Origin of the sequence: Nocardia sp. NPDC127606 (assembly GCF_042671725.1) — a bacterium.
In the GTDB taxonomy this organism is placed as follows: Bacteria; Actinomycetota; Actinomycetes; order Mycobacteriales; family Mycobacteriaceae; genus Nocardia.
Map to the genome: position 1 here is coordinate 630,659 of NZ_JBHXWQ010000002.1, position 22,845 is coordinate 653,503.

The 22,845-nt window shown below is 66.4% G+C and carries 26 protein-coding genes; 14 read left to right on the top strand and 12 right to left on the bottom strand.

The window, feature by feature from the left end; all coding sequences use genetic code 11:
• Window positions 1-5: 5 nt before the first annotated feature.
• From ACFVJ5_RS13645 to ACFVJ5_RS13655, 3 genes are all read right to left on the bottom strand, one after another.
• Entirely contained in the window at window positions 6-1,175 is a 1,170-nt protein-coding gene (locus tag ACFVJ5_RS13645; protein WP_379220264.1) for an ABC transporter permease, read from the bottom strand.
• Window positions 1,172-2,053, bottom strand: a complete 882-nt coding sequence (locus ACFVJ5_RS13650; protein WP_379220265.1) for an ABC transporter ATP-binding protein — start codon at window positions 2,051-2,053, stop codon at window positions 1,172-1,174. The genes ACFVJ5_RS13645 and ACFVJ5_RS13650 overlap by 4 nt, the downstream gene beginning before the upstream one ends.
• A gap of 65 nt (window positions 2,054-2,118) precedes the next feature.
• Complete coding sequence (locus tag ACFVJ5_RS13655; RefSeq protein ID WP_379220266.1) at window positions 2,119-2,595, bottom strand: hotdog fold domain-containing protein; 477 nt, start codon at window positions 2,593-2,595, stop codon at window positions 2,119-2,121.
• Between the two features lie 557 nt (window positions 2,596-3,152).
• On the opposite strand from ACFVJ5_RS13655, the gene rpsJ reads away from it, so the two are divergent.
• From rpsJ to rpsQ, 11 genes are read left to right on the top strand one after another with little or no spacing between them, the layout of a single operon-like run.
• Complete coding sequence (gene rpsJ / locus ACFVJ5_RS13660; protein WP_040804197.1) at window positions 3,153-3,458, top strand: 30S ribosomal protein S10; 306 nt, start codon at window positions 3,153-3,155, stop codon at window positions 3,456-3,458.
• Window positions 3,459-3,472: 14 nt separating this feature from the next.
• Window positions 3,473-4,138 carry a 50S ribosomal protein L3 gene (rplC, locus tag ACFVJ5_RS13665; protein WP_379220267.1) on the top strand — a complete coding sequence of 222 codons (666 nt, stop codon included), beginning with the start codon at window positions 3,473-3,475 and terminating at the stop codon, window positions 4,136-4,138.
• A complete protein-coding gene (rplD, locus tag ACFVJ5_RS13670; protein ID WP_101464455.1) occupies window positions 4,135-4,809 on the top strand; it encodes a 50S ribosomal protein L4 in 675 nt (224 codons plus the stop codon). Before rplC ends, rplD begins: the two co-directional genes overlap by 4 nt.
• On the top strand, window positions 4,806-5,111 hold the full coding sequence (rplW, locus tag ACFVJ5_RS13675; RefSeq protein WP_056818486.1) for a 50S ribosomal protein L23: 306 nt from the start codon (window positions 4,806-4,808) through the stop codon (window positions 5,109-5,111). The genes rplD and rplW overlap by 4 nt, the downstream gene beginning before the upstream one ends.
• Window positions 5,112-5,143: 32 nt before the next feature.
• Entirely contained in the window at window positions 5,144-5,980 is an 837-nt protein-coding gene (rplB, locus tag ACFVJ5_RS13680) for a 50S ribosomal protein L2 (RefSeq protein WP_056818484.1), read from the top strand.
• A 14-nt stretch (window positions 5,981-5,994) separates the two neighbouring features.
• A complete protein-coding gene (gene rpsS, locus ACFVJ5_RS13685; RefSeq protein WP_056818481.1) occupies window positions 5,995-6,276 on the top strand; it encodes a 30S ribosomal protein S19 in 282 nt (93 codons plus the stop codon).
• Window positions 6,273-6,674, top strand: a complete 402-nt coding sequence (rplV, locus tag ACFVJ5_RS13690; protein WP_067448312.1) for a 50S ribosomal protein L22 — start codon at window positions 6,273-6,275, stop codon at window positions 6,672-6,674. Before rpsS ends, rplV begins: the two co-directional genes overlap by 4 nt.
• Window positions 6,675-7,469 (top strand): 30S ribosomal protein S3, encoded by a 795-nt coding sequence (rpsC, locus tag ACFVJ5_RS13695; RefSeq protein WP_266296840.1) that lies wholly within the window; start codon window positions 6,675-6,677, stop codon window positions 7,467-7,469. It begins immediately after the preceding gene.
• Window positions 7,470-7,472: 3 nt separating this feature from the next.
• The gene (gene rplP / locus ACFVJ5_RS13700; RefSeq protein ID WP_266296839.1) at window positions 7,473-7,889 is read left to right on the top strand and encodes a 50S ribosomal protein L16; all 417 of its coding nucleotides are present in this window, start codon (window positions 7,473-7,475) and stop codon (window positions 7,887-7,889) included.
• A complete protein-coding gene (gene rpmC, locus ACFVJ5_RS13705) occupies window positions 7,889-8,128 on the top strand; it encodes a 50S ribosomal protein L29 (RefSeq protein ID WP_056818473.1) in 240 nt (79 codons plus the stop codon). Before rplP ends, rpmC begins: the two co-directional genes overlap by 1 nt.
• Window positions 8,125-8,394 (top strand): 30S ribosomal protein S17, encoded by a 270-nt coding sequence (gene rpsQ / locus ACFVJ5_RS13710; RefSeq protein ID WP_056818470.1) that lies wholly within the window; start codon window positions 8,125-8,127, stop codon window positions 8,392-8,394. Before rpmC ends, rpsQ begins: the two co-directional genes overlap by 4 nt.
• Window positions 8,395-8,541: 147 nt before the next feature.
• On the opposite strand, the gene ACFVJ5_RS13715 is transcribed toward rpsQ, so the two are convergent.
• From ACFVJ5_RS13715 to ACFVJ5_RS13735, 5 genes are all read right to left on the bottom strand, one after another.
• On the bottom strand, window positions 8,542-10,515 hold the full coding sequence (locus ACFVJ5_RS13715) for a hypothetical protein (protein WP_379220268.1): 1,974 nt from the start codon (window positions 10,513-10,515) through the stop codon (window positions 8,542-8,544).
• Between the two features lie 135 nt (window positions 10,516-10,650).
• Window positions 10,651-11,487: an SDR family oxidoreductase gene (locus tag ACFVJ5_RS13720; RefSeq protein ID WP_379220269.1), complete on the bottom strand. Its 837-nt coding sequence runs from the start codon at window positions 11,485-11,487 to the stop codon at window positions 10,651-10,653.
• Window positions 11,488-11,691: 204 nt separating this feature from the next.
• Window positions 11,692-12,426: a CPBP family intramembrane glutamic endopeptidase gene (locus ACFVJ5_RS13725; protein WP_379220270.1), complete on the bottom strand. Its 735-nt coding sequence runs from the start codon at window positions 12,424-12,426 to the stop codon at window positions 11,692-11,694.
• 125 nt (window positions 12,427-12,551) lie between these two features.
• Window positions 12,552-13,493, bottom strand: coding sequence for an RluA family pseudouridine synthase (locus tag ACFVJ5_RS13730; protein ID WP_379220271.1), 942 nt, complete (start codon window positions 13,491-13,493; stop codon window positions 12,552-12,554).
• Window positions 13,494-13,563: 70 nt separating this feature from the next.
• Window positions 13,564-14,139, bottom strand: coding sequence for a putative glycolipid-binding domain-containing protein (locus ACFVJ5_RS13735; protein ID WP_379220272.1), 576 nt, complete (start codon window positions 14,137-14,139; stop codon window positions 13,564-13,566).
• A 408-nt stretch (window positions 14,140-14,547) separates the two neighbouring features.
• On the opposite strand from ACFVJ5_RS13735, the gene ACFVJ5_RS13740 reads away from it, so the two are divergent.
• Both ACFVJ5_RS13740 and ACFVJ5_RS13745 read left to right on the top strand, forming a co-directional pair.
• Window positions 14,548-16,380 carry an ABC transporter ATP-binding protein gene (locus tag ACFVJ5_RS13740; protein ID WP_379220273.1) on the top strand — a complete coding sequence of 611 codons (1,833 nt, stop codon included), beginning with the start codon at window positions 14,548-14,550 and terminating at the stop codon, window positions 16,378-16,380.
• On the top strand, window positions 16,377-18,113 hold the full coding sequence (locus tag ACFVJ5_RS13745) for an ABC transporter ATP-binding protein (protein WP_379220274.1): 1,737 nt from the start codon (window positions 16,377-16,379) through the stop codon (window positions 18,111-18,113). Before ACFVJ5_RS13740 ends, ACFVJ5_RS13745 begins: the two co-directional genes overlap by 4 nt.
• Window positions 18,114-18,156: 43 nt before the next feature.
• Here the strand turns inward: ACFVJ5_RS13745 and ACFVJ5_RS13750 are convergent, their stop codons facing one another.
• The 3 genes from ACFVJ5_RS13750 to ACFVJ5_RS13760 all read right to left on the bottom strand — a co-directional run bounded on the left by ACFVJ5_RS13750 (window position 18,157) and on the right by ACFVJ5_RS13760 (window position 20,661).
• Window positions 18,157-19,368 (bottom strand): pyridoxal phosphate-dependent aminotransferase, encoded by a 1,212-nt coding sequence (locus ACFVJ5_RS13750; RefSeq protein ID WP_378656604.1) that lies wholly within the window; start codon window positions 19,366-19,368, stop codon window positions 18,157-18,159.
• Between the two features lie 74 nt (window positions 19,369-19,442).
• The gene (locus tag ACFVJ5_RS13755) at window positions 19,443-19,862 is read right to left on the bottom strand and encodes a TIGR03667 family PPOX class F420-dependent oxidoreductase (protein WP_379220275.1); all 420 of its coding nucleotides are present in this window, start codon (window positions 19,860-19,862) and stop codon (window positions 19,443-19,445) included.
• 91 nt (window positions 19,863-19,953) lie between these two features.
• Window positions 19,954-20,661, bottom strand: coding sequence for a siderophore-interacting protein (locus ACFVJ5_RS13760; protein ID WP_379220276.1), 708 nt, complete (start codon window positions 20,659-20,661; stop codon window positions 19,954-19,956).
• A gap of 105 nt (window positions 20,662-20,766) precedes the next feature.
• Between ACFVJ5_RS13760 and ACFVJ5_RS13765 the strand changes: the two genes are divergently transcribed.
• Window positions 20,767-22,038, top strand: a complete 1,272-nt coding sequence (locus tag ACFVJ5_RS13765) for a SidA/IucD/PvdA family monooxygenase (protein ID WP_379220638.1) — start codon at window positions 20,767-20,769, stop codon at window positions 22,036-22,038.
• 75 nt (window positions 22,039-22,113) lie between these two features.
• On the opposite strand, the gene ACFVJ5_RS13770 is transcribed toward ACFVJ5_RS13765, so the two are convergent.
• On the bottom strand, window positions 22,114-22,776 hold the full coding sequence (locus tag ACFVJ5_RS13770) for a GNAT family N-acetyltransferase (RefSeq protein WP_379220277.1): 663 nt from the start codon (window positions 22,774-22,776) through the stop codon (window positions 22,114-22,116).
• Window positions 22,777-22,845: the final 69 nt, after the last annotated feature.

Below are 22,845 nucleotides of genomic sequence, written 5' to 3' on the forward strand. Positions count from 1 at the left end.
GATTCCTAGTCCTCCAAGGCCAGGGCCTGGCGCATGGTCAGGCGAGCTTGGGTCTGCATCAGCGACCTGCGGTAGATCTTTTCGGCGATGACGACGATCGCGTAGGTGGTGATCGCCATCAGGGCCAGGGCGATGAAGGGTTCCCACCACGCAGCGGTGCCGTCGGCCAGGCGGGCGGGCATGGCGACGATGGACATGATCGGAATATAGGAGCCGACGACACGGGCGGTGCCGGTGAGGAAGATGCCCGCGAACAGCACGATCATGATGAGCAGCCCGAGCGGAGTCGAGGTGGACTGGAGGTCTTCGCTGCGAGTGGCGAGCGCGCCCGCGACGGCCCAGAGGCTCGCCAGGGCGAGGAAGCCGACGAGGAAGAAGACGATGAACCAGCCCGCGGCTCCGGCGATCCGGCCCAGCTGAGCACCCTTGCCGGTCGCCGCCAACCCGACCAACCCCGCCCCGACGAACAGAGCCAACTGCGCGAACGCCAGTGCCGCGTTGCCCACGACCTTGCCGATCAGCAACTGCCGCAACGGCATCGCACTGGCCAGGATCTCCACGATGCGGTTCTGCTTCTCCTCGACCACACTCTGCGCGATGGACATGCCGAACAGCACCGACGCCAGATAGAAGAGGAACGCGAAGACGAACGAGACGATCTTGGCCAGGCCCGGGTCGATCGAGCCCTTCTCGAGCAGGTCGTAGCTCACGGTCGCACCGCGGGCCAGCTCTTCGAGCGAGACGCCGGCGGCGGCGGCATTGCGCTGCAACGCGATCTGCTGTGCGGCGGCGGTGATGTAGGTGGTGGCGTTGTCGTCCTCGGCGGTCTTGCCGATCAGCTGCCATCCGCTGGGGTCGGCGGGCACCAGGCCCACATCGACCTCGTCCTCGCGGACCAACTGCTCGACCGCGGCCCGGTCGGCGACGGGTCGCGCGATGAAGCTGGTGTCGGTTCCCGCGTTCGAGGCAAGGGTGTTCGCCGTTTCGAGTACGACCGAGGTGTCCGACCCGGCGATCGCCACGTCGATCTTGTCGGGCCTGCTGCTGAGGAACCCGGTGAGAACCAGCGACGCGACGATCACCACGAGCGTCACCACAGTCGAGATGACGAAGTTGCGGTCACGCAGCTTCACCGCGATCTCCCTCGCGGCAACGATCCGCCACACGCCGCTCATGCCGTCACCTCCCGATAGATTTCGGCGACCGTCGGCCTGACCTCGGTGAACTCCCGCACCGACCCTCGCGACAACGCCTCTTTCAGCACCCCATCGGTGCCGCCGCTGTCGACCTCGAACAACACACCCGGCCCGACACTCTCGACCACGCGAACCCCTGGATACCCCCGCAGCCATCCCGCGTCACCGTCGAGCACCAGTCGATACCGTGAGCCGTTACCGCTGGACCGCAACTCGTCGACCGAGCCCTGCCCGACCACCCGGCCCGATGCGAGCACAACCAGCTGATCGCACAGCCGCTCCACCAGATCCAGCTGATGCGAGGAGAACAGCACCGGCACACCCTGATCGGCGTACTCGCGCAGCAACTCCACCATCGAATCCACGGCGAGGGGGTCGAGCCCGGAGAACGGTTCGTCCAGGATCAGCGCCGTCGGCTGTGCGATCACCGCCGCCGCGATCTGGACGCGCTGCTGATTGCCCAGCGACAACGATTCGAGCTTGTCCTTGCCGCGCGCGCCCAGATCGAACCGCTCCAGCAGGCTTTCGGTGCGCGCCTTGGCCGCGTCGGCGGGCAGTCCACGCAAGCGCGCCAGGTACACGAGCTGGTCGGCCACCGGCTGCTTGGGATAGAGCCCCCGCTCCTCGGGCATATAGCCGAACGAGCGCCGATCCAGCTCGGTCACCGGCCGACCGTCCCACCGGATCTCGCCGGACTGAACGGCCAAGACGCCCATGATCATTCGCATCGTGGTGGTCTTGCCCGCCCCGTTGCCCCCGACGAACCCGGTCAGCGCGCCGGGCGGGACCGCGAACGACACATCGTCGACCGCCACGTTCTCCCCGAACCGGCGCGTCACATGGGCGACTTCCAACATCGAACTCCCCGTCCTTTGTTGCCTGGCCCACAACCGTACCGGTGCCGCGGTTCACGCGGCCGTGATCAGCGCGGCGACACCCAGGTGGTGATGTCGGCGTGCACGACCTCGATGCCGTCCTTGTCGTAGACCGAGACGGGGACCGTCAGTTCCTGGCCCTTGGTGATCGCGGCGAAGTCGGGGATCTCGTCGAGCTTGGCCACCGCGCGCAGGCCGGATTCCGCCTTGGCCAGGTACTGGACGTTCATCGACTTGGGGATCCAGCGGTGGGTGGTGGGGACGGTGGCCTCGCTCAGCATGCCCATCGCCACCTCGGCCAGGTTGCAGGCCGCGATCGCGTGGAAGGTGCCGAGGTGGTTGTGGATGCCGAACCACTTCGGGGAGGTCACCTCGCAGACGCCGGGCTCGAGGCGAACCACCTGGGGGAGCACGGTGCCGAAGTAGGGGACCCGGGCGACCATGCCGAGCGAGAACAGCGCGTGCCCGATGCGATTGTCGGGCAGCTTCTTCCAGCCGCGGTAGGTCGCGGTTTCCTGTGTCATACGCACTATCTTACTCAAAAGTAAGTTCTGTGGTAGCCCTCCGGTGACCAGGCGGGGCGACGAGCCAGCTACCATTCATCGGTACAGCCCAGCCGGCGGTGCGGTCGAGGTGGAAGCCCCCTGAGGGCGTGATCGATACCTCATGACCCCCGATTTGAAGGACGTCGTCGGCATGGTGCATACTGTTCGGGTTGCCTTGCGCAGGATCGACCGACTCCTCGGAGCGGATGACCTGAGCGAGGGGAGCAGTAGTTTGTATCTCGCCGGTTCGCTGGCGCGGATACGTTCGGAACCACGCACTTCCGGCCCATGGTGAGTCACTGACCCGGGTCGGAGAATAAGAGTTAGGGCGACACGCCCGACCGCGTGGACCGGAGAACCATGACAGATGAACAGCGGCGAGGACTAGGTAGTGCCTTTTGGTGCGCCCTGGTTGCGGGTCTTCAGTGGGAAACCACGCTGAGGCGTCTTTCTTGTGTTCGGGCTGTGCAAATTGAGGGTGGTGCGGGAGCAAGCTCCTGTGACCACGAAGGAAAGCGGAGAAAAGGACACTTAGCGTGGCGGGACAAAAGATCCGCATCAGGCTCAAGGCCTATGACCACGAGGCGATCGACGCGTCAGCGCGCAAGATCGTGGAAACGGTGACCCGCACCGGCGCCCGTGTGGTCGGGCCTGTGCCGTTGCCGACCGAGAAGAACATCTACTGCGTCATCCGTTCGCCGCACAAGTACAAGGACTCGCGCGAACACTTCGAGATGCGCACGCACAAACGCCTCATCGACATCCTCGACCCGACGCCGAAGACGGTTGACGCGCTGATGCGCATCGACCTGCCGGCCAGCGTCGACGTCAACATTCAGTGACGGGGACTCGAGACATGACTGACAACAAGAATCGGCCTCAGGCCGGAATCCTGGGCACCAAGCTCGGCATGACCCAGGTCTTCGACGAGAAGAACCGCGTAGTCCCGGTCACCGTCATCAAGGCGGGCCCGAACGTGGTCACCCAGATTCGTACCGTGGAGCGCGACGGCTATTCGGCCGTGCAGATCGCTTTCGGCGCCATCGACCCGCGCAAGGTGAACAAGCCGACTTCCGGCCAGTTCGCCAAGGCCGGTGTCACTCCGCGCCGCCACGTCACCGAGATCCGCGTCGCGGATGCCTCCACCTTCGAGATCGGCCAGGAACTCTCGGCTGATGTCTTCGAAGAGGGCACCTACGTCGACGTGACCGGAATCAGCAAGGGCAAGGGCTTCGCCGGCACCATGAAGCGTCACGGCTTCAAGGGCCAGGGCGCCTCGCACGGTGCGCAGGCTGTGCACCGTCGCCCGGGTTCCATCGGTGGCTGTGCCACTCCCGGCCGCGTGTTCAAGGGCATGCGCATGTCGGGTCGTATGGGTAACGACCGCGTCACCACGCAGAACCTCTCGGTTCACAAGGTCGACGCCGAGAACGGCCTGCTCCTGGTCAAGGGTGCTATCCCTGGCCGCAAGGGCAACGTCGTGATCGTCAAGAGCGCCGTGAAGGGTGGTGCGCACGCATGACCAGCCTCGACAAGAAGGCCAACCTGACGCTGACCGTTAAGGCTGCAGGCGGCAAGACCGAAGGCACCGTCGAACTCCCCTCGGAGATCTTCGACGTGACCGCCAACGTCGCGCTGATGCACCAGGTCGTCATCGCTCAGCTGGCCGCCGCTCGCCAGGGCACCCACTCCACGAAGACTCGTGGCGAGGTCTCCGGTGGTGGCAAGAAGCCGTACCGCCAGAAGGGCACCGGCCGCGCCCGTCAGGGCTCGACCCGTGCGCCGCAGTTCGCCGGCGGTGGCACCGTCCACGGCCCGCAGCCGCGTGACTACAGCCAGCGGACCCCCAAGAAGATGAAGGCCGCCGCCCTGCGCGGTGCCCTCTCCGACCGGGCCCGCAACGAGCGCATCCACGTGATCACCGAACTGGTCTCGGGTCAGAACCCGTCGACCAAGATTGCCAAGGACTTCCTGGCCGAGCTCTCGGGCCGCAAGAAGTTCCTGGTCGTCGTCGGCCGCGAGGACGTCGCCGCGTGGAAGAGCGTGGCGAACCTGCAGAACGTGCTGCCGATCGCCCCGGATCAGCTCAACACCTACGACGTGCTCAACAGCGACGACGTGGTGTTCAGCGTCGAGGCCCTGAACGCTTTCGTTCACGGTCCCGCCGAGGCGGCCCAGGAGGAGAGCAAGTGAGCACCATCGCCGACCCCCGCGACATCCTGCTCGCACCGGTCATCTCGGAGAAGTCCTACGGGCTGATCGAGGAAGGCACCTACACCTTCCTGGTGCACCCGGACTCGAACAAGACGCAGATCAAGATCGCCGTCGAGAAGGTTTTCGGCGTCACGGTCACCAGCGTCAATACCGCCAACCGTCAGGGCAAGCGCAAGCGGACCAAATTCGGTTACGGAAAGCGCAAGGACACCAAGCGCGCACTCGTGACCCTCTCGGCCGATAGCAAGCCCATCGAGATCTTCGGAGGACCGGTCGCGTAAGCGCCTGGGACTCCAGAAAGCGAGAAGAACTCATGGCAATCCGTAAATACAAGCCGACAACGCCGGGCCGTCGTGGCTCCAGCGTCTCGGACTTCGCCGAGATCACCCGGTCGACGCCGGAGAAGTCGCTGCTGCGCCCGCTCACCAAGTCCGGTGGTCGTAACGCGCACGGTCGCATCACCACGCGTCACCGCGGTGGCGGTCACAAGCGTGCCTACCGTCTGATCGACTTCCGTCGGCTGGACAAGGACGGCATCCCGGCCAAGGTCGCTCACATCGAGTACGACCCCAACCGCACCGCCAACATCGCACTGCTGCACTTTGCCGACGGCGAGAAGCGCTACATCATCGCGCCGAAGGGCATCAAGCAGGGCAGCCCGATCGAGTCCGGCCCCACGGCCGACATCAAGCCGGGTAACAACCTGCCGCTGCGCAACATCCCGACCGGTACCACGATTCACAACGTGGAGCTGCGTCCGGGCGGCGGCGCCAAGATGGCTCGTTCCGCCGGAATGAGCATTCAGCTGCTGGGCAAGGAAGGGCCGTACGCGACCCTTCGTATGCCTTCGGGTGAAATCCGCCGTGTCGACGTGCGCTGCCGCGCCACTGTCGGCGAGGTCGGCAACGCCGAGCAGTCGAACATCAACTGGGGCAAGGCCGGCCGTATGCGCTGGAAGGGCCGTCGTCCTACCGTCCGTGGTGTCGTGATGAACCCGGTCGACCACCCGCACGGTGGTGGTGAGGGTAAGACCTCCGGTGGTCGCCACCCGGTCTCCCCGTGGGGTCAGCCTGAGGGCCGCACCCGCAAGCCCAACCGCCCGAGCGACAAGCTCATCGTTCGCCGTCGTAAGACCGGCAAGAAGCGCTAAGGAGGAGGTAAGAAATGCCACGCAGCCTCAAGAAGGGCCCGTTCGTCGACGACCACCTCCTCGCGAAGGTGGACGTGCAGAACGAAAAGGGCACGAAGCAGGTCATCAAGACCTGGTCGCGTCGCTCGACCATCATCCCCGATTTCATCGGACACACTTTCGCCGTCCACGACGGTCGCAAGCATGTCCCGGTGTTCATCTCGGACAACATGGTCGGCCACAAGCTCGGTGAGTTCGCGCCGACCAGGACGTTCAAGAGCCACGTCAAGGACGACCGGAAGAGCAAGCGGCGATGACTGAAACCATTCAGAACCCGACTGCACGCGCAACCGCCAAGCACGTTCGGGTCACCCCGATGAAGGCCCGTCGAGTCGTGGACCTGGTCCGCGGCAAGAGTGTCGAGGACGCGCTGGCGATCCTGCGGTTCGCGCCGCAGGCTGCCAGCGAGCCCGTGGCCAAGGTCGTGGCTTCGGCCGCGGCGAACGCCGAGAACAACCTCGGCCTCAACCCGGCCACCCTGGTCATCTCGACTGCTTTTGTCGACGAGGGCGCCACCATGAAGCGTTTCCAGCCGCGGGCCCAGGGCCGTGCGTTCCGGATTCGTAAGCGCACCAGCCACATCACCATCGAGGTCGAGAGCGTGCCCACCACCGGCGCTGCCACTCGTAGCCGCCGGAAGGGAGGGGCAAAGTAAATGGGACAGAAAATTAACCCCCATGGCTTCCGCCTCGGTATCACCACCGACTGGAAGTCGCGTTGGTACGCGGACAAGCAGTACGCGGAATACGTGAAGGAAGACGTTCAGATCCGCAAGCTCCTCGCCACTGGCATGGAGCGGGCAGGCATCTCGAAGGTCGAGATCGAGCGCACCCGTGATCGCGTCCGTGTGGATATCCACACCGCGCGTCCCGGCATCGTGATCGGTCGTCGTGGCGCGGAAGCCGACCGCATCCGCGCCGAGCTGGAGAAGCTCACCAAGAAGCAGGTTCAGCTGAACATCCTCGAGGTCAAGAACCCCGAATCGGATGCGCAGCTGGTTGCTCAGGGTGTTGCCGAGCAGCTGTCCAACCGTGTGGCGTTCCGTCGTGCGATGCGTAAGGCCATTCAGTCGGCCATGCGTTCGCCGAACGTCAAGGGCATCCGTGTGCAGTGCTCGGGCCGCCTCGGTGGCGCCGAAATGTCGCGCTCGGAGTTCTACCGTGAAGGTCGTGTTCCGCTGCACACGCTGCGTGCGGACATCGACTACGGCCTCTACGAGGCCAAGACCACCTTCGGTCGCATCGGTGTGAAGGTCTGGATCTACAAGGGTGACATCGTCGGTGGTCGTCGTGAACTGACCGCCGCCGCCGCTGCTCCGGAACGCCCGCGTCGCGAGCGTCCGAGCCGCCCTCGTCGGTCCGGCGCCACTGGCACCACCGCGACCAGCACCGAGGTCGGTCGCGCCGCCACTGCAGTGGCGGAGGCTCCGGCAGAGAACAAGGAGGGCTGACGCATGCTGATGCCCCGTCGCGTCAAGCACCGCAAGCAGCACCACCCCGGTCGCTCGGGCATGTCCAAGGGCGGCACCGCGGTGGCCTTCGGTGAGTACGGCATCCAGGCTCTCGAGCCCGCCTACGTCACCAACCGTCAGATCGAGTCGGCGCGTATCGCGATGACCCGCCACATCAAGCGTGGCGGCAAGATCTGGATCAACATCTACCCCGACCGTCCGCTCACGAAGAAGCCGGCCGAAACCCGCATGGGTTCCGGTAAGGGTTCGCCGGAGTGGTGGGTCGCGAACGTGAAGCCCGGTCGGGTCATGTTCGAGATGTCTTACCCCAACGAGGAGACCGCTCGTGAGGCCCTGCGCCGCGCGATGCACAAGCTCCCGATGAAATGCAGGATCGTGACCAGGGAGGAGCAGTTCTGATGGCTACCGAAACACCGGCCGCAGAGCTCCGTGAGCTCAACGAAGAAGAGCTCGTGGCACGCCTGCGCGAGTCGAAGGAAGAGCTGTTCAACCTGCGCTTCCAGATGGCGACGGGTCAGCTCGACAACAACCGTCGACTGCGCGTCGTCCGCCACGAGATCGCGCGCATTTACACGGTCATGCGTGAGCGCGAGCTCGGCCTGGCCACGGCGCCCGCTGGCAAGGGAGATGCGGCATGAGCGAGAACACCGAAGAGCGCAACAGCCGCAAGGTACGCAGCGGCTACGTTGTCTCCGACAAGATGAACAAGACGATCGTCGTCGAGCTGGAAGACCGTCACCGGCACAAGCTCTACGGCAAGATCATTCGCACCACCTCCAAGGTGAAGGCGCATGACGAGAACGAGATCGCCCACGTCGGCGACCACGTTCAGCTGATGGAGACCCGTCCGCTGTCGGCCACCAAGCGCTGGCGTCTGGTCGAGGTCCTGGAGAAGGCCAAGTAAGGTCCCTCCTCGATCCATCGAGATCGTTTTCTGCGAAGGCCCGTTTCCCTCTGGGGAAGCGGGCCTTCGTCGTTCGACGGTCTGATGTCGTCACATGACAAAGGCCCGCTCCCGGTGTGGGGGCGGGCCTTTGCTGTGTGGGCCGGGTCAGCCGGTGAAGGCGTAGGGCGGCTGGCGGATCTTGTGGGCGAATTCGACGATGTTGGTGACCGTGCTGCTGGGAACGCCGACTTCGCTGCCGATGCTGCGGGCCGACCAGGACTGGTCGGTGAGCTCGAGGATCTCTTCGATCTGGTCGAGGGTCAGGCGCAGGGGGCTGCGGTGGGCGATACGGCGGGCAAGGGCGCGGACCTCGGTGTCTTCGTCGAAGTCGAAATCGTCCGGGGCGGGGAGGTCTTCGTCGTCGTCGAGGTCCACATCGACCGGTTCGGCCGCGTCGGCGTCGGCGGCGACCAGGACCGGCTCGGGGGTCACGTCGGGAGCGGGTTCTGTGGGCTCGGGTGCCATCTGCTCGGCGGTCTGCGCGGGTGCCGAAGGTTCGCGCTGCGAGGGTTCTGGCTGCGAGATCAGTTGCTCGGCAGGTTCGGCGGTGAGGGTCAGCTGCTCCGGCTCCGCGGGGGGAGGCTGTGGATCGTTGTGCACCGCTACCGGATCGGTGATCGGTGGAGTGTCGCCATCAGGGTCACGGGCGACGGTGCCGGCGTGCATCGTCGCCTCGGGAACCGGGTCGGTACCGGTGGCGTCGCCCGCGGTGGCGTGGGCGACGGTGGTGACCGGTATTCGGCGCAAGGTGGGGGCGGCGCCATGGGTCCGGGTCGAGTGCTCGGCGCCGTTGCGGCGGTGGTCGGCCGCGGCCTTGTGGATCAACTCGAGGGTGCCGGGGGCGTGCGGCTTGTCGGTGGAGGGCCGGCGAAGGCCGTGCGGGAAGGCGCGTTCGGCAGCCGTTGCCGCGATGGTCTCGGCTTCGGCGAGAGGTTCAGCGCTCGGTGCCGGGGTATCGCGGACCACCGGCTCCGGGACGAACGGCTGGGCAGGCGAATCGACATCCTCGTCCGCTGAGACCGAATCCGCCTTCGTGGCGAGGCGATCTGCCACGTCAGGTCCGTTGGTTCCGGCAGCCGCGACGGGGCCGGGCATCGCGGAGGTCTGGGTGTTCTGCGCCTCGGCGGCGTGCACAGCGGTCGAGCCGACAACAGCCATATCGTCGAGCGGCGATCGGAGTTCGGGCGCAACGCCGTTCATCACCGTGTGGCCGAGGGCTTTCCTGTCGTCACCGAGCGAGTCGGCCTGCTGCAGCGGCAGTGCGGTGATCCGTTCGGCGGTGGAATAGGCGGTGTCGCCGGGCAATTCGACCGACGCGCTCTCGATCAACATCGCGTACCGGGCCGAGACCCACGCGTGCAACCAGATCACCACGCCCACCATCACCGGGGCGATGGCGAATTCGGCTGCGCGACCGAAGGAGCCGGCGGCCAGGTGGGGACCCGCGTTCAAGGCGATGGTGGTGCCGAGCAGGGCGAGTTCAAACACGATCACCTTGCCGCGCTCCAGCTCACGCCCCCAGCGGGCCGCGGTGGTGGCGGTGACCATGATGACGATGATCGGGATCGAGATCATCGCCTCGATGCCGTAGCTGAGCCAGTACAGCGGGTCGCTCATGTCGCCGCTCGGCACGAGATTGCGTTGCACGTTGACCCCGGCCCACACCATGCCGAGAACGACGACCCCGATCAGCGCACGCGAGGACCATTCCGACCGCCGGTACAACTGGGCCAGGCGCGCGTCGGCGCTCGACACCCGTCGTCGTGCGGCCAGCGCCTTGCGATGCCAGCGCGCGTCGGCTTCGTCGGTGCGGCGGATGAGGGCGCTGGTGCGGCGGTCGCGTTGTTCGGCGGCGAGCTCGTCGCCCACGGCGCGCCGACGCTGTTTGCGTCGCTGCGTGCGAATCCATTCGGCCAGTTCCCGTTCGGCGCGGATCTCGTCGTCGGAGAGCGCGTCGTAGAGGGCGGTGTCGTGTTGGAGGGGGAGCTTGTCGCGGGCCGTGGCGACCTGCTGGGCGAGCGCCGTGATCTCGGTGTTCGGCGCGATCGCGGCATTCTCGCTCAACCGATCGTCGGACATGTCGCGCCTTCCGCCACTCGAACATATGGACTATCGAACATATGTGTGATTGCCAGAGAGCGTAAACGCCGACCGTGCCCCGGTCAACGACAACGAGTCGATTCCGCCGAATCCCCGGCGGCGACACGCCGGAATTCAGGAATCGGTCTCGCCGCGGAGCAGCCGTTTCTCATACGACGCGCGGCTCGACGATCCGGCCACCGCCGCAACCTGATTCGGCACCGTTCGCCGCAAGACGAAGTCGCGCAGCCACTGTGGCAGCGCACCGGACAGGCCGAGCAGTGGCCCGAGATGCGCGGGTAACGTCACCTCGAATCGCGGCCGGGCGACAACGTCGAGCACTGCCGCGGCGACATCGCTGGGCTGGAGCAATCGTGCTGCGCCCGTATCGGTTCCGACCGCCAATTCGGTATCGACCACCCCGGGCATGATCGCCGTCAACCGCACGCCGCTGCCGCGCAATTCCTCACGAACGGCTGTCAGATAACCGAGTACTCCGTGTTTGGTCGCGGCGTAGGTCGCTTCACCGGCGGGGGAGACCTTGGATGCGATCGAGGCGATGGTGACGATATGCCCGCGCCCGCGTGTCCGCATCGGCGGCGCCGCCAGTCGCACTCCACGGATCACTCCGTGCAGATTCACCGCGAGCATTCGCGCGGTCGCATTGTCCGGTTCGGCATCGAACGACCCGACCCACATCACCCCGGCGTTGTTGACGAGCACGTCGATCGGTCCGAGTATCGCCTCGGTGACGGCGAGGAAATCATGAAACGACCGCTCATCGGTCACATCGAGCTCGCACCCGTGCACGGTTCCCGGCAGCCCGGCCGCGGCCTCGCGCGCCGCGCTGCCCGACAGATCACCGAGACACACCCGAGCCCCCGCGACCGCGAACTGCCGCGCGATCTCCAGCCCGATCCCAGCGGCACCGCCGGTGACCGCGACGACCCTTCCGGTGTGCGTACGTTTCATGGCGGAAATGCCCTCTCGGTGGAAACCGCTACATCTGGCATGTTGTCATGCCAGAAATTGTCGCCAGTATTCCACGCCATCGCGACGCGGCGATAGCCTCAGCGGTGACTTCTGGACACTCGATCACCAGGCGCCTGCGGCGTTCGACTGATGCACAACGCTCGGCTGCCGGCGCGGAGCTCAACCGCCCAGCACGGGTCGGCTTCAGCGCAGGGCGGTGTGCCAGACGACGGCGGCGGCGAGCGCGCCCGCTCCGTTGAGCGACCAGTGCAGGGCGATGGGTGCGAGGAGGCTACCGCTGCGGCGGCGCAGCCACGTGAACACGACGCCCGCGGCGGCGGTGGCGGCTACCGCGAGTGCTATCCCGGCCATTTGGCCGAGTACCCCGCCGCCGACGATGCTGGACAGCCCCTTGTTGCCGGAGGTGAGGCCGAACGAGGATGCGATGTGCCAGAGGCCGAACATCAGCGAACCGGCCGCGAAGAGCCCGCGGACGCCGAGGACCCGGTCGAGCGTGCCGTGCAGCACCCCGCGGAACGCGAGTTCTTCGGGGATCACCGTCTGCAACGGGATGACGATCATCGACGCGATGAGGGCACCGGAAATCGTCGCGTACCGATCGGCGAGAAAGAACGGCCTGGTGAGCGGTAGTGCGGCGCCGATCGCTACCGCGGTCAACACGATCCCGACCGCGCCGAGGGCATACACCGTCCCGCGCTTCCAGTGTCTGGGTGACAACCCGAGTTCCGCCCAGCCCAGCCCCCGCTTGCGCATCAGCGCCAAGAGCGCGAACGCCGCGATGGGAACGGTGACGATATTGGCCCACGCGGTCGTGAAGTGAGCGATCAGATTGGTGCCCGCCAGCACGACGACGACCACCGCGATATCGATGTAGGCATGGAGCTTCGGCCGGGAATCGGCGACGGCGGGTACGGGCACCCGACCGAGTGTACGGAAATATCACGAAACGAAAACGGTCCGGTGAATGCGCGAAACCCGCTACCCCCGCGTTGAGCGGCCCGGAATGAGCCCACCAAGATCGACAGTCGGCGCGGTGCTGTGAGCTACTCGACAGCCGACCCGGACCATCCGGCCATATCGGTCCAGGCCTGTAACTCGCGCCGCGTCTCGAACCGTCGGGGGACCCCGCTGATCGGATCCGTGAATTCGAGCGAGGCCGCCAGCAATTGCAACGGCCGCGTGTAATCGTCGACCGATTTATCGGTGATCACCGGATAGAAGTCGTCGCCGAGAATCGGCACGCCGAGCCCGTTCATATGCAGGCGCAGCTGATGGGTTCGCCCGGTGTGCGGGCGAAGGCGGTAGCGCCCGAGCCCGTCGCGGTGTTCGACCAGTTCGACCTCGGTCTCGGCGTTGGGCTCGCCGTCCACCTCGAAAGCGGCGAGCACCTGCTTCTCCTTGATGATCCGGCTGCGCACGGTCCGCGGCAGCTCGAGCGCGGGATCGTAGGGCGCGATGGCCTCGTACTCCTTGCGCACGGTCTTGCGGTGGAACATCGTCTGATAGGCGCCGCGCCGGGCCGGATTCACCACGAACAGCAGCAGGCCCGCGGTGACCCGGTCCAGTCGGTGCGCCGGGATCAGGTCGGGCAGTTCGAGCTCGTTGCGCAACCGCACCAGCGCCGTTTGGAGAATGTGCTGACCGCGCGGGATCGTCGCAAGGAAGTGTGGCTTGTCGATCACGAGGATGTCGTCGTCGCGATGCACGATCCCGATCTCGAACGGCACCTCGGCCTCGACGGGCAGATCGCGGTGGAACCACACCGCGCCGCCCGGCACGAACGGTGCGTCCGGTGTCAGCGGACCTTCCAGATCCACGATCTCGCCCGCCACCAGCATCGCGTCGATCCTGGCCGGATCCACCCGCGGCAACCGCTCGACGAGGTGATCGCGCACGGTCGTCCACTGCCCGTCCTCCGGGAGCCGGAGTCGGGCGGGATCGAGGCCGTGCCGTTTCGGCAGCGGCGGCTGCTGCCTACGTCGCATAGGAAGAAGTGTTGTCGAGCCGGTGGCGCCGGGTGCTGTCGGCCCCTCGGAACCTGCTCGACGTCGTGGCTCACGCGGTGCGTGTGGCCAGCCCGGGGTAGTCGATGATCAGACCCGACTCGTCGTAATCCAGGGTGGCGTGGAAGTCGAATTCGGGCGCGCGATAGTCGTAGCGCTGACCTACCCCGTCGGCGATCCGGCGATAGTGCTGCGGTAATCGGGCCGCGGTGAGGTCGGCGGCGCGAACATAGGCGGCGGGCGCGTCGGCGCTGTCGCCGACCACGAGCCCGAGGCGATGCACCGGCAAGGCGTTGGTGAACGCGGACGCCTCGAGATCGATATCGAGACACCCGTCGAGCTCGGGCGCGACCGTGCCGTCGATCTGCCAGCGCCCCAGCCCATCGGACTGCACGGTCACCGACCGCCTGCCCTCGGGATACCGCCCGACGATCTGCGCCGACCGGGTGTGCCAGCTCCCGTCGAGCCGCAGCCGATAGTCGATCACCCAGGTGATTCCGTCCTCGACGGCCGTCGCACACCCTTCGACGAGAACTCCGCGCGCATCGTCACGGAAATACGTGACCTCGAATCCGGTACGCGCGTCACGGTGTAACCAGGCGGCCGAAGATGGCAGCGGAGTGAACATGGGAAACGAATTCCCGCAATTCCGTCGCTCAATCGTTAACCCGCTCGCTGATCGAGCACCATCAGTTTCGCTTCGACGAGGACTTGACGCGCACGCCGTCGCACCCGGCACAGGTCGACGCTGCATTCGAGGTGTATCTGCATCGCCCGATGCGCCTGTTCGGGCGACAGCTTTCCAGGATCGGAATGGCAATCGGCGATTGCTGAAATGATTGACGTGACAAACATTTTCGTTCTCCCACCGCTACACGAGATCAAGAGGTAGGGAGGAAATTACGCCCGAAAGAGTGAATTGCCGACGGGTTGACGGGCAGTTCACGCAACCTTCCCCGATCGTCCACAACCACTCAACTTAGGCTAACCTACCCTCGGCGGAGTTGCCGCGGACAGGTCGAGAGGCGAGAACGATATGACGGTGCAGGTAGCGCCGCCGCCGGGGGCGGAGTCGGGGAACCGGCTGCCCAAGGCGGCAGCGAAAGCGCAGAAGCAGCAGGAAGCGCTGGCGCGCAAGGAGATTCTGGCACCGGTATCGGGGATGCTGACGGTGGCGAGCCTGATCGTCGCGCTCGCCTCGGTGTGTTCGGTGGTCCCGTTCCTGCTGATCGTGGCGGCCTGCCGCGAACTGCTGAACTCCCCGGTCGATACCGACCGGGTGTGGTGGCTGTTCGGCGCGGCCGTGATCGTGCTCGTCGTGCGGGCGTTGCTGCAGGTCGTGGCGCTCAGCTGGTCGCACGCGGTCGACGCCGGCTACCAGCTCACCCTGCGCAGACTGCTCGCGGCCAAACTCACCCGGGTGCCGCTGGGCTGGTTCGGCGAGCGCAGCTCCGGTGAGGTCAAGGGCTATCTGCGCGACGATGTCGACGCACTGCACTTCCTGGTCGCGCACGCCCGCCTCGATTTCATCGGCGCGCTGGTGGTCCCGCTGGTCACCCTCGGCTACCTGTTCACCGTCGACTGGCGACTCACGCTGGTACTGATGATTCCGCTGATCGCCTACATGATCCTGTTCAGCAAGATCATGGACCGCGACGGCCGCGATCGCCTCGCGGTGTACACCCGGTGGGAGCGTCGTCTGTCCGCCGCCACGGTCGAGTTCGTCGACGGTATCCAGGTGGTGCGGGCATTCGGTCAGGCGGGCAAGGCGCACAGGGAGTTCCAGGACGCCGTCGAGGGTCAGGTCCAGGCGGCGCATCGGATGAAGACGCCGATCATTCGCGTGCAGGCGGCCTCCGACATCGTGGTGATGCCCGTGTTCGTCATGCTGGTCGTGGTCCTCGGTGGTCTCGCCGGGGTCGGCCTCGGCTGGGTGGACCCGCTCGATCTGCTGCCGTTCCTGCTGGTCGGTCTGGGTATCGGCAGTTCGCTGCTCGGCCTCGGCTACGGTTCGCAGGCCCTGCGCGCCGGTGGCGCCGCGGCCCTGCGCCTGCACGAACTCCTGCAGACCCCGGAACTGGAGATCGCCGAAACGCCCGCGGGCGCGCAGACCGGCATCGTGCGCTTCGAGGGCGTCGAGTTCGCCTACCGCACCGGCCATGACGTGCTGCGCGGCATCGACCTCGAACTGACCCCCGGCACCATCACCGCCCTGGTCGGCCCGAGCGGTTCCGGCAAGTCGACCCTGGCGAAGCTGCTGCCCCGCTTCTACGACGTGGGCGCGGGCCGAATCACCATCGACGGCCGCGACATTCGCGAATTCACCAGCGAAGAGCTCTACCGCACAGTCGGATTCGTCTTCCAGGACGTCCGCCTGATCCGCGGCACCGTTCGCGAGAACCTCCTGCTGGCCCGCCCCGACGCGGACACCGAGGCCATCGAACGCGCCACCAGGGCCGCTCAGATCCACGACCGGATCCTGGCGCTGCCCCGCGGCTACGACTCCGAGATCGGCGTCGACGCCACGCTGTCCGGCGGCGAGGCGCAGCGGCTGTCGATCGCCCGCGCACTGCTGGCCGACACCCCGGTGCTCGTCCTCGACGAGGCGACCGCCTTCGCCGATCCCGAATCCGAGGCCGCCGTACAGGACGCACTGGCGGCCCTGATTGCCGGTCGCACGGTGCTGGTCATCGCGCACCGACTACACACCATCACCGGAGTCGATCGAATCCTCGTGCTGGACAACGGAACTCTGGTCGAACAGGGCACGCACGCGGAACTGCGAGCTGCCGGTGGCCTGTATCAGCGGCTGTGGGAGATCAACGAAGCTGCCCTCGGCGCGCTCGCCCTGGTGGAGGAAACACGATGATTCGCAAGGTTTTCCGGCTCGTCCCCGACGAGTTCGCCCCCCTGATCTCGCGGCTGCTGGGCGTGATCGTGGTGCAGGCGCTGTGCCAGGCCATCGCGTATCTGCTGCTGGTTCCCGTGCTGGAAGCGCTGTTCGGTGACGATCTGAGTGGCGCGTGGCTGTGGGCGCTCGGCATGGCCGCCGCCGTGGCGGGTGTGGTCGTCTTCGGTTACCTGCAGGCCGTGATCGGTCTGCGGATCGGCCTCGGCATGCAGCGCGGTCTGCAGACCCGGCTCGGCGATCAGCTCAACGCGTTGCCGCTGGGCTGGTTCGAAGATCGTGACGCTGGCCCGCTCTCGCGGGTGATGGTCGAGCAGGTGCGCGAGATGCAGGGCCTGATCGCCTATCTGCTCACCAAGGTGCTCACCGGCATCATCGTGCCGCTGGTCGTCGCGATCGGGATGCTGTTCATCGACTGGCGCGTGGGTGTGGCGATGTTGCTCGCCGCACCGGTGCTCTACCTGGTGAACAATCTCGCCAATCGCGCCTACACCGGCGCCGACGCCCGGCTGCATGCCGCCGCGGCCGAGGCCGACTCGCGGGTGGTGGAGTTCGCGCAGGCCCAGCCGGTGCTGCGCGCGTTCGGTGCGGTCGGCGCGGGGAACAAGAAGCTGGATTCGGCACTGGTGCGGCAACGTTCGGCCGTGCTGAAGATGATGGTCGCGACCGTGCCGGGGCTGACCGTGTTCGCGCTGTTCGTGCAGGCCGTGTTCCTGGTGCTCGCGTATATCGCGGTCGTCCAGGTGACCGATGGTGCGATCTCGGCCGCCGCGGCGATCGCGCTGATCGCGGTGAGCGCGCGCTTCATCGAACCGGTGAACCAGGCCGCCCAGCTGGGTACGGCCCTGCGCTCGGCCGCCGCGGCCGCCGACCGCATCACCGACCTGCTCGCCGAATCGCCGCTGCCCGCCGCGACCGAACCGGTCACCGCCGGTGCGCCCGCGGTGGTCTTCGACGAGGTGAGCTTCGGCTACCGCCCCGGCGAACCGGTCCTGTCGGACCTGACCTTCACCGTCCCGGCGGGCACCACCACCGCCATCGTCGGACCCAGCGGTTCGGGCAAGACCACCCTGCTGCGCCTGGCCGCCCGCTTCTACGACGTGGACTCCGGCGCGGTCTCGGTGGGCGAACACGATGTGCGCCGGCAGCCTTCGGACACCCTGCTCGACCAGCTCTCGCTGGTCTTCCAGAACGTCTACCTGTTCAACCGCTCGGTCGCCGACAACATCCGCATCGGCAAGCCCGACGCCACCGAGGACGACCTGCACCGCGCGGCGGTGGCGGCCAGGGTCGACGAGATCGTCGATCGCCTCCCCGACGGTTTCGACACCACCGTCGGCGAAGGCGGCACCTCGCTGTCGGGCGGTGAGCGTCAACGAGTTTCGATCGCTCGCGCCCTGCTCAAGGATGCTCCGATCGTCCTGCTCGACGAGGCGACCAGTGCGTTGGACCCGCACAGCGAGGCCGTCGTGGTCCGTGGCATCCACGAACTCACCAGGGACAAAACGGTTCTCGTCGTGGCGCACCGTCTCTCGACGATCGCCCATGCCGACCAGATCCTGTTCCTGGACAAGGGCAGTATCGCCGAACGCGGTACGCACGCGGAGCTGCTCGCGCTGAACGGTCGCTACGCCGCGTTCTGGAACGAGCGGGAGCGGGCAACAGGCTGGAGGTTGGAGCCGGTCTCCGCGTAAACGCCAGGGCCTCGGCGGTGTCGCGACACCGCCGAGGTCGAGTTCACTGGTGGTAGGTGGAGAGGAAATCGCCGATCTTGCCGATGATCTGGTCGAGCTCATCGGCTTGCGGCAGGGTGACGATGCGGAAGTGGTCGGGGGAGGGCCAGTTGAAGCCGGTGCCCTGCACGACGTGAATCTTGGTGGCCAGCAACAGGTCGAGCACGAACTTCTCGTCGTTGTCGATCCGGTAGGTCGCGCGGTCGAGCTTGGGGAAGGCGTACAGCGCGCCCTTGGGCTTCACACAGGACACACCCGGAATCGCGTTGAGGGCGGTCCACGCGCGATCACGCTGTTCGAGTAGTCGACCACCGGGCAGAGTGAGTTCGTGGATGCTCTGGTGTCCGCCCAGTGCCGCCTGAACAGCCTGCTGCGCGGGCACATTCGCGCACAGGCGCAATCCCGACAGCATCGTCAGGCCCTCGAGGTAGCTCTCGGCGTGGCGGGTCGGTCCGGAGACGGTGAGCCAGCCGGACCGGAAACCGGCGAGCCGGTAGGCCTTGGACAAACCGTTGAACGTCAGACACAGCAGGTCGGGCGCGAGCGAGGCGGTGACGGTGTGGGCGACGTCGTCGTAGAGGATCTTGTCGTAGATCTCGTCGGAGCAGACGATCAGATTGTGCTGGCGGGCGAGTTCGAGCATCTGCTCGAGCACCTCGGTCGGATACACCGCGCCCGTCGGATTGTTCGGGTTGATGATCACGATGGCGCGGGTGCGGTCGGTGATCTTGGCGGCGATGTCGGCGATGTCGGGATACCAGTCGGCGCTCTCGTCGCACAGATAGTGCACCGCCTTGCCGCCGTTGAGATGCACAGCGGCGGTCCACAGCGGGAAATCCGGTGCGGGGACGAGGACTTCGTCGCCGTTCTCGATGAGCGCGGTCATCGCCATCATGATGAGCTCGGACGCGCCGTTGCCGAGGAAGACGTTCTCGATGTCGAGGTCGTCGACTCCGCGGCCCTCGTAGTACTGCACCACCGCGCGCCGGGCGGGCAGCAACCCCTTGGAGGTCGCGTAGCCCGCCGACGACGGCAGGTTGGCGATGATGTCGCGCAGCAGCTCCGACGGTGCGTCGAACCCGAACTGCATCGGGTTACCGGTATTGAGCTTGATCACCCGGTGTCCCTCGACCTCGAGTCGAGCGGCGTGCTCGGCTATCGGGCCGCGGATCTCATAGGAAACATTCGCGAGCTTGCTCGACTGTTTGAACTGCATGTCGGCTCCCCACCGTGATACGGACGGAGCTCGCCACAGTACTCGCCGGGTTCTGGCGCACGCACCGCGGCGGTTCAGAAGCCGCGCAGGCGGTCCGGGGCGACGCGGATCGGCACCGAGTAGGCCGCGAAGAATTCCGATTCGGTCATCTTGATGTCGACGAAGCCCCTGGTGTATTTCCGTGCGTAGTGGGCGATTTCGTCCTCGGTGGCCGGTTCGCCCACGCGCGCCGTACCGGTGAAGACGGCGACCTCGCCGCCGCTCTCGGTGGCATTGAAGTTCAGCGCGACCCGAGGATTGCGCGCGAGGTGCCGCAGCTTCTTCGCCTCGGGCATGGTGAAGATGAGGAACTCGTCGTTCTCCCAGTGGAACCACACCGGGTTCGGCTGCGGGGTGGTGTCCGCGCCGATGGTGGTCAACCAGATCACGTGTTCCTTGGCCAGCCGCTTGCCGACCTCTTCACCGAAGGGGGTGGCGGCATCGAGAATGGACACGGTGCTCTCCTCGCAGACAGGGGACAACTTCCATCCCTTACCCTCGCGGAAATCCGGTCGGCCCGCCACCCGCCTCGCGGAACGGGTCCGCCTACTTCCAGTAGGCCTGCGACTTGATCGAGGTCTTGGGCAGGGCGTGCTGGGTCTTGAGGGTCTTCACGATCGAGCGGGTGGTGTGGCCGTCGCAGGTGACCCAGCCGTAAGTGCCGGGGACGCAGGTGATTTCCTGGGCGGCCTCGCGCAGCAGGCGGCCGTCGTCGACGCGCTGGAGCCAGGTGAGGGTGTGGTGGGGCTTGTTGTGGACCGGGATGGTCTGGTCGGACTCGTACTGCCATTCCAGCCAGACTCGCGCGGGGGTGTCGCCGATGGCGTCGAGCAGCGAGTTGATGGCGGGCAGGGAGGCGGTGTCGCCGAAGATGACGTACTCGCTGGGGGTCTGCTCCGGAAGCTGGAAGTCCGAGCCGAGCACGGTGGCGTCGAGCAGATCGCCCGGCTTCGCGCGGCGGGCCCAGTCGGCCGCCGGACCGTTGTGCAGAGCGAAGTCGATGCTCATGGTGTCTTCGTCGGGGTTCTGGTCGACCAGGGTGTAGCCGCGGTGGTGCAGCTTGTCGCTGGTCGCGTCGGGGATCCAGAGGCGGATCCACTGGGTGGGGTGCACCGGGTGGTCGGCGAGCAGGCCGCCCGCGGTGAAGCCGATGCGGATGAACTTGTCGGTGATCTCCTCGTTGGAGGTCACCGTCAGCCGGTAGTCGGCGCCGCCCCAGGCCTTGGTTATCAGACCGTTCAATCCCTTACCCATGTTCGTTAGGTTAGCCTAACGACACTTGTTTGTCTGCTCCGGTGGTTAAATAAGGTAAGCCTATGCAAATATGGGCTGGTGCGTGAGAGAGTGGAGAACGAACCGGTGGAAACCCTCCTGGTAGTCGGCGCTGGGCCGAAAGCCCTTGCGGTGGCGACTAAATCGCACGTTCTGCGCTCGCTCGGGATGCCCGCTCCGCGCGTGGTCGTGGTCGAGGCGCATGCCGTCGGCGGCAACTGGCTGCCCACCGGCGGCTGGACCGACGGACAGCACCGTCTGGGCACCAGCCCGGAGAAGGATATCGGCTTCCCGTACCACTCCACCTGGGCGCGCGGGCGCAACCGCGATATCGATCACGCGATGGCCGCCTTCAGCTGGACCACGTTCCTGATCGAACACGGCACCTATGCCGAATGGATCGACCGCGGCAGGCCGAGTCCGCAACACCATGTGTGGGCCAAGTACCTGCAGTGGGTCGCGAAGTCCATCGACCTCGAGCTGGTGCTCGGTCGCGTGGAAAAGATCGGTCACGGCGACGGCGAGCAGTGGCAGGTCGACGTGGTCGATGCCGACGGTGCGCGCAGCAGTCTCACCGCCGACGGCCTGATGATCACCGGCCCCGGCCGCAGCAGCCGTGCCCTCCTCGACCATCCGCGCGTGCTCAGCATCGCCGAATTCTGGGACCGCGCGGGCAAGCGCACGTTGCCCGCCGCTTCGCGCGCCGCGGTGATCGGTGGCGGCGAGACCGGCGGTTCGGCGCTGGACGAGCTGGTGCGGCACGAGATGCTCACCATCTCGGTGATCTCCCCGCTGGCCACCCTCTACACCCGTGGCGAGAGTTTCTTCGAGAACTCGCTGTTCAGCGACCCGGTGAAGTGGGCGGCGCTGAGCATCCAGGAACGCCGCGACGTGATCCGGCGCACCGACCGCGGGGTGTTCTCGGTGCGTGTGCAGGAAAGCCTGTTGGGCGACAACCGCGTTCATCACCTGCAGGGGCGGGTCACCAAGATCGCGCCGCAGGGCGAATCGCTGGCCTTGACGCTGAGCAACGAGTTGCGCGCCGACCAGGTTCACAACTTCGACCTGGTGGTGGATGCCACCGGTGGTCAGCCGCTGTGGTTCCTCGAGATGTTCGATCAGCAGACCGCGGATCTGCTCGAGCTCGCAGTCGGCGGTGCGCTGACGCAGTCACGGATCGAATCGTCGATCGGCTACGACCTGGCGGTCACCGGCCTCGGCGGCAAGCTCTACCTCCCCAATATGGCCGCGATGGCGCAGGGGCCGGGGTTCCCGAACCTCAGTTGCCTCGGCGAACTTTCCGATCGGGTGCTGCAGACGGTGCCCGCTCGGGCGCGCGCCACCGCCGGCGCTCGCTGAGTACACACGAAAGAGCCCCTCCCGATCGAGAACTCGACGAGAGGGGCTCTTTCCTTGTGCTCGGCGTTCTTGCGCTCAGCGTGGTGCGACTACGTCTTCCGGCGTGCGCGGCACGTACTGCAACGCGATCCGCCGGTCGGGTCGGACGTCGATCTCGCCGATCGGCTGGAACCCGGCCTTGGCCAGGCTGCGAGCGATCGCCACGTTGCGGTGGTCGGGATCGCCCAGGACGCGGCGGCACGCGGGATCGGCCGCGAAAACGGCGGTGGTCATGGTGGAGATCCAGGCCGACATGATGCCCTTGCCGATCACCGCGGTGTCGGCGGTGGCGATGTGGAAGCCGATGTCATAGGGATCGCTGTCGTAGAAACGGCCGATCTCGTCTTTGGCGGCGCGGTAGAACTCCAGGTAGGCGATATCGCGCACACCGAGTTCGGGCTCGCCGAGGACGGCGAAGTCCAGGCTGAGAATGCACGGGCGGGAATAGGTTCCGGCCAGCTGGGCGCGGAAGTTCTCGCGGCGGCGCTCGGTGTCCCAGTCCTGTTCCCACGATTCGAGCAGGTGCGGGCGGGCCATCCATTCGGCGAGCAGCTCGGGATCGGTGCCGTCGGGATCGGCAAGGCGCAGGCTGAACGGCGCCGCGAAGACGGGCAGCACAGGGGCGGGCGCGGCGGCCACTTCGGCGGGCAGATCGGTCTGCTCGCGGGGCAGCGGGGTGGGGGTCCCGACGGGGTTCATCTACTCGGTGCTCCGTTCAATCGTAACCTTGGTCACCTCGATTGGTAAGGCTAGCCTATACTAATGGCT